Source organism: Alcanivorax sp. (assembly GCF_002733835.1).
Classification (GTDB): Bacteria; Pseudomonadota; Gammaproteobacteria; order Pseudomonadales; family Alcanivoracaceae; genus Alcanivorax.
Genome location: NZ_NVWY01000062.1, coordinates 1 through 5,886, shown reverse-complemented (window position 1 = coordinate 5,886; position 5,886 = coordinate 1). Strand labels below are relative to the sequence as shown.

8 protein-coding genes and 1 pseudogene are annotated in these 5,886 nt (G+C 54.4%); 3 read left to right on the top strand and 6 right to left on the bottom strand.

Annotation, left to right across the window (positions count from 1 at the left end):
* From COA55_RS16855 to tsaE, 3 genes are all read right to left on the bottom strand, one after another.
* Positions 1-427, bottom strand: a 427-nt coding sequence (locus COA55_RS16855; protein ID WP_290503079.1) for a sugar phosphate nucleotidyltransferase, incomplete at its 3' end; no start/stop codon positions are given.
* The gene (locus COA55_RS16850; RefSeq protein ID WP_290503078.1) at positions 427-1,524 is read right to left on the bottom strand and encodes a phosphotransferase; all 1,098 of its coding nucleotides are present in this window, start codon (positions 1,522-1,524) and stop codon (positions 427-429) included. The genes COA55_RS16855 and COA55_RS16850, both read right to left, overlap by 1 nt.
* Entirely contained in the window at positions 1,521-1,997 is a 477-nt protein-coding gene (gene tsaE, locus COA55_RS16845) for a tRNA (adenosine(37)-N6)-threonylcarbamoyltransferase complex ATPase subunit type 1 TsaE (RefSeq protein WP_290503077.1), read from the bottom strand. Before tsaE ends, COA55_RS16850 begins: the two co-directional genes overlap by 4 nt.
* A 230-nt stretch (positions 1,998-2,227) precedes the next feature.
* Here tsaE and COA55_RS16840 point away from each other — a divergent pair, with 230 nt between their 5' ends.
* The 3 genes from COA55_RS16840 to COA55_RS16830 all read left to right on the top strand — a co-directional run bounded on the left by COA55_RS16840 (position 2,228) and on the right by COA55_RS16830 (position 4,128).
* On the top strand, positions 2,228-3,250 hold the full coding sequence (locus tag COA55_RS16840; RefSeq protein WP_290503076.1) for an NAD(P)/FAD-dependent oxidoreductase: 1,023 nt from the start codon (positions 2,228-2,230) through the stop codon (positions 3,248-3,250).
* 27 nt (positions 3,251-3,277) lie between these two features.
* Positions 3,278-3,682 (top strand): GFA family protein, encoded by a 405-nt coding sequence (locus tag COA55_RS16835; protein WP_290503075.1) that lies wholly within the window; start codon positions 3,278-3,280, stop codon positions 3,680-3,682.
* 173 nt (positions 3,683-3,855) lie between these two features.
* The gene (locus COA55_RS16830; protein WP_062956896.1) at positions 3,856-4,128 is read left to right on the top strand and encodes a hypothetical protein; all 273 of its coding nucleotides are present in this window, start codon (positions 3,856-3,858) and stop codon (positions 4,126-4,128) included.
* 99 nt (positions 4,129-4,227) lie between these two features.
* Here COA55_RS16830 and COA55_RS16825 read toward each other — a convergent pair whose 3' ends face one another.
* From COA55_RS16825 to COA55_RS16815, 3 genes and pseudogenes are all read right to left on the bottom strand, one after another.
* Positions 4,228-4,692 carry a heme-degrading domain-containing protein gene (locus COA55_RS16825; RefSeq protein ID WP_290503074.1) on the bottom strand — a complete coding sequence of 155 codons (465 nt, stop codon included), beginning with the start codon at positions 4,690-4,692 and terminating at the stop codon, positions 4,228-4,230.
* A gap of 132 nt (positions 4,693-4,824) precedes the next feature.
* Positions 4,825-5,310: pseudogene (locus COA55_RS16820) on the bottom strand (elongation factor 4); the annotation flags it as partial.
* Between the two features lie 14 nt (positions 5,311-5,324).
* Positions 5,325-5,886, bottom strand: a 562-nt coding sequence (locus tag COA55_RS16815) for an AMP-binding protein (RefSeq protein WP_363970994.1), incomplete at its 5' end; no start/stop codon positions are given.

Genomic DNA, 5,886 nt, shown 5'->3' with positions numbered 1-5,886 from the left:
GATAGATCGCAAGCAACGCGTCCATATGGTCCGGATCGAATGCCTCTGTCAGGCGGTCAAAAAGCGGCTCCGCCCCCTCGGTCCAGAAGACATCCGCATTGGCAACCAGTACAGCCTGATCATCAAGCATCGGCAGGGCCTTTTTCACCCCGCCGCCTGTTTCAAGCAAATCTTCCTCGGGCGAGCAAAGCACCCGCGGCAGGGTCCGGGTGGCGACGTGGTCGACAATCATCTGACCCAGATAATGGCTGTTGACCACCGCCTGATCAAAGCCCGCCAAAGCCAGCTTATCCAGTACGTGATCGAGCATCGGCTTGCCCGCAACCGGCACCAGCGGCTTTGGCATGTGATCGGTGATCGGACGCATGCGTTTGCCAAGCCCGGCAGCCAGGACCATTGCTTGCGCCTTTGCGTTCTTGTCACTCATCAGGATGCCCCTTGTTCGGACGATTGCTGTCGGCTTAAAAGTGACGGGGCCATTCGTGCCTCAACCGGGATATGATGTGCAATCCATGCCGCCAATTCAGGCAGATTGCGGTCTGCATCGCGCAGGATCAATTCCCAGCAACGCGGGATGAAATCGAAATACCGTCGTTTGTCTGCCTTGATCGCGAGCCAGCCGAACCGGCCCAGTATCCTGAAATTCCTTACCATATTGCAGGCAGCATAAGACATTTCGAAATCGGAACGATCAAGATTTTCAAAGGCGGCGCAATATCGGTCCTTCAGGCTGTTTTCAAGTTCGACGCCGATATCATGACGCACATCGCGCAAAAGCGACACCAGATCATAGGGCCGCGGGGCGATTGCCGCGTCCTGAAAATCAATGATGCCGCAATCCTCGCCGCCCTCGTCATTTTCAACCAGCATCAGATTATCGACGTGATAGTCGCGGTGAATGATCACCTCGCCGGATTTCCAGCAGTTCGGCAACACGGCCTCAAGCATCGCATCAAATTCGACGATGGCCCGGCTACGCTTTGCGACATCCATCACGATCAGCGGCAGATAATCGGTCTTGAAGCTTTGCAGCATGCGTTTGAAATTGTCTGGCGCGTATCGGATCAGCCCGGAATCAGCACTTTCAAACCGGGTATCACAATACCGGTGCAGGGTGATGAGCTGATCCACCGCACGCAGATAAAGTGCCGGTTTGGAGGCCCCGCTCAGATCAAGCGCACGGGTAAAGGTCAGATCGCCAAAATCCTCGATCAGGACAAGGCCAAGCGCAACATCGCTTGCATATATCGCGGGGATACGCCAACCGGCTTGCGAAAGCAGGGATGTCGTTGCAATAACCGGCGTGACCGAAGCCGGACGTTCGGGGTTTTCATGAATACCGTGCGGGTCGACACTGATCGCGTCAGGCGGAAAATCCATCAGAAGGGCGGTCTGTCGCCCATTATCCAGACGGTAATATTTTCGCGCCGATGCATCATCAACCAATGCGACGGGTTCAATATCAGCCCAGCCATTTTCGCGCAGAAATCTGTCGATGACATCCTGACGTCCCATCACGGTCATGATGCGACCCCGGGCAGATTTGTTATCCGTTTTTCCCAATCCTCGCCATGCGGGACCAGTTGAAAAACGCGCGCACCTGGGTTTGATCCGGGTTCGATATGAATATCAAGCCGGTCTTGCGGCGTCAGATACTCCAACCGGTCAGGCCATTCAATCAGACTGACACCATCGGCAAAGGCATCCTCGATATCAAGTTCGTGGACTTCTTCGGGATCGGAAAGCCGGTAAAGATCGAAATGCCAGACCGGGACCGGATCAAGTTCGTAAACCTGAACCAGCGTGAAGGTCGGGCTTGGGACTTCTTCATGCGGATTACCGGCAAGAGCGCGGATATAGGCGCGGCAAAACGCGCTTTTCCCCATCCCCAATGTCCCGTGCATCAGGATCACGTCACCGGCTTTTGCCAGGGCGGCAAGCTGTCCGGCAAGGGTTTCGGTACCTTTCTGATCACTGACAGTGACTGTCTTGCTCATGATATCCGTCGAATAATTGTGTTCTGATCCTAGTTGTAGGGTGATGGACCCACCCTTCGCAATGATTTTACATGCATCGTATAACGCAGGCAGCAGTTTGCCGGACAACCTGCAAGAAAGGGCGGTTTACGTTGCGATAAAGGGTCCCAAATGCTATCTCGCACATGTATAGATTGGATAAAGAATTACCGTCGCTTTTATCGACCTGATGTTATTTGGATGGAATGAACATGTCAGACGCGTCGCACAGCACCGATATTGCCATCATTGGCGCCGGCCCTGTCGGTCTTTTCGCCGTTTTCGAAGCCGGAATGCTCGGGCTTAAAACTCATGTCATCGACGCGCTTGATATGGTTGGCGGACAATGCAGCGCGCTTTATCCGGAAAAGCCGATTTTCGATATTCCGGCCCATCCCCAGATTGCCGGTCAGGAACTGATTGATCAGCTTGCCAAACAGGCCGCCCCGTTCGAGCCGACCTATCATCTCGGTCAGCAGGTCACAAAGCTTGAAAAACGTGACGATGGCCGTTTCACGCTGGAAACCTCGGTCGGCACCATCATTGATGCGGGTGCGGTTATGATTGCGGCCGGTTGCGGTGCCTTTGGCCCGAACAAGCCCCCGATGGAAGGCCTTGAAGATTACGAAGGCAGCGGCGGCGTTCAGTATTACGTCAAACGCCGTGCCGATTTCGCGGGCAAAAAGGTTGTCATTGCCGGTGGTGGTGATTCGGCTGTGGATTGGGCGCTCTCCCTTCATGACATTGCCGAAAAAGTCATGGTCGTTCATCGTCGCCCGAAATTCCGTGCCGCCCCGGACAGCAGTGCGAAATTGCAGGCCCTGGCCGAAGCCGGAAAGATCGAGATGGTCATCCCCTATCAGCTCAAGAGCCTGAAGGGTGACAATGGCAAGCTGTCCCATGTCGTGGTTGCCACACTCAAGGGCGAGGAACTTGCACTCGAAGCAGATCACCTGTTGCCGTTCTTTGGCCTTGCCATGGAACTTGGCCCGATTGCCGATTGGGGCCTTAACCTTGATCGCAACCATATTGGTGTCACGCAGGCCACCATGGCAACTTCGGTTCCGGGCATCTTCGCGATTGGCGATATCGCGACCTATGACCACAAACTGAAACTGATCCTCTCAGGCTTTGCCGAGGGGGCAAGCGCCATCCATTCCGCGCGCAGCTACCTGTTCCCCGATAAGGAATTCCATTTCGAATATTCCACCACGACGGGCGTTCCGGCGGAATAAGCCCTGATCAAAAAGGAAAAGCGCACCATGCCCACCACCAGAACCACCGATCTTCATACCGGCGGCTGTCTGTGCGGCGCGGTGCGCTTTTCTGTTTCAGGCGAGCCGACGGGCGGCAATCACTGCCATTGCGGCATGTGTCGCAAGGATAGCGGTTCGGGTGTTTCGACCTTTGTTGCGTTCCCGGCCAATGCCGTCACATGGGATAGCAAGCCGCGCGAATATGAAAGCTCGCCTGGCAAATATCGCGGTTTTTGCCCGATATGCGGATCAAGCGTTACCTGGCGCAAGGGCGATGATGACAGCTTCATCGATTTCCGATTGGGCACATTTGATGACCCAATCCTGTTCAAGGCCAAAAAGCATCTTTGGATGAGCACGGCACTGCCGAGCTTTGCCGGAATTGACCCTGAGATCGAGCATTTTGATTAAGCGCGACGCGCCCTGACCCTCTTTAGAGTATCAAAGCTCGTTCCTGTCAAACCGGTGACAACACAGGTACTGGACAAAAGAAACTTTGTCTCTGGCCCTCAGGGCTCAATCATGACAGGCTGCAAAATTCTACCAAGAGCAGAATTCGCACATATCACCATCAGGGGAACGAAATGAGCGACCAGAATCAGGGCGACCAACCGAACAACCGCCGAAAGATGAATATGCGCAAACTGATGCTGTTTGGTTCAGGTACGCTTTTGCTTGGCACCTTGCTGATGATGGTGACGTTCCAAACCACCTTTCAGATGATGATGCATGGACGTTCTGCTGGCAGCTTCATCATTGTTATTGGTACAGCGGTTGCGATCGGCCTTTTGGTCGCCGGTTCGACCATCATATCAAAATGGGTATCCCATAAGGTTCAGGCCATTTTGGAAGAGTAGGCTTGCCCTGTCGCCCGGTTTTCCCCGTTTGACGTCAGGTATCGCAGAAATATAGCGTTTAACAGTCCGGTCAAATCACCCGGTTAAACTCACTGTGTCTTAAAGCTTGGCCGACACGCCAAGATGTTCGGCCAACACTCCAACAATCATGCCGTGATCTTCATGCGATGCGAGGCCGGAAACCGTGATCGCGCCAATCACACCCACACCGACAACGCGGATCGGAAAACTGCCGCCGTGATCGGCATAGTCGGCAAAATCAATTCCGTGATCTGCCAGTTTTTTGCCATTGGCTTTTAGTTCCGCCCCAAAGCGCATCGAGCTTTGATGTTCACGCAGCACCAGATTGCTTTTGCGTCGTGCCCAAGAATCATTGGCCGGCTTGGCGCCGGAAAGGGATACGTGAAACAGGGTACGGTCCGGGGTGCGGATATTGACAGCGACCGGGGCGTTTTGCGCTTGTGCCACGCCGACCAGTTTGGAACCAATCGACCAGGCGGTGTCTTCGTCAAAACGGTCAAACACCAGAATTTCTTCCTGTCTGGCAAGCTGGTCCAAATCCATTGTAGGCTCCTTGGGCAAATAACGGGTTGGTGTGGCCATGCATAACGCAGCACACGGCCATGGGGAACCACAAAGAAAAAAGGCTGCATCCGCAATGGAATACAGCCTTTGTTTCGAAGTCGTAATTTCGGCTTACTTGTCGTCGCCCATCTTGAGCGCGTTGATAAAGGCCGATTGCGGAATTTCGACCTTGCCGAACTGACGCATCTTTTTCTTACCGGCCTTCTGTTTTTCAAGCAGCTTGCGTTTACGTGAAACGTCGCCGCCGTAACATTTTGCCGTCACGTCCTTGCGCAGGGCCGATACGGTTTCACGGGCAATCACCTTGCCACCGATGGCGGCCTGAATGGCGATGCGGAACATCTGGCGCGGAATCAGGTCCTTGAGGCGCTTACAGATTTCGCGGCCACGATATTCAGCCGCCGAGCGGTGCACCATCAGGGCCAGCGCATCGACCGGCTCTTCGTTGACAAGGATGGAAACCTTGACCAGATCGCTTTCGTCATAGCCTGCGATTTCGTAATCGAAGCTGGCATAACCGCGCGAAATTGATTTCAGACGGTCATAGAAATCAAACACCACTTCGTTGAGCGGCAGCTTGTAAACCGCCATCGCACGGTTCCCAACATAAGTCAGGTATCCTCGCAGCGCAATTTCACCAGTATCAGTCTCTGTTCCTGCCGAAAAAGCGTCTGACGATCCGGCAGCACCCGGCAATCCCAGTCTCCCTCGGCGTAAAGATCATAGAAATCGATCCGCTCCGCGCGCCGATACTCCGCCTCGCTCTCGATCGGCGGGTAGGCATCCCGCAGGATACCAAGCTGCGCCCGCCCGGCAGCGCGCAGCCCGAACGCCGTCAGCACCGTTTCCCCGTCCCGCACCAGCGCGCCCTCCTCCAGCGTCACCCCCTCCTCGGGCCACGCGCTCGGCGACAGGGGCTGCGCCCCGGCATCCCGCAGAACCGCCATCATGGCGACGGGATATTGCAGGACATTGGGCATCATCAGGGCAATCCTATCCCCTTTTTTAAAACCTAAATCATTTTGAAGATAACTCGCAAACTTGCGACTTAGATGATCAAGCTCCCCATAAGTAATCGAGGTTCCCATGCAATAAAATGCCCTTTTTTTCCGACCTTCTGTAAGGCTTTCTCCTAAAACATCTAAGATGCTCTGAAATTGATCCGGATCTATC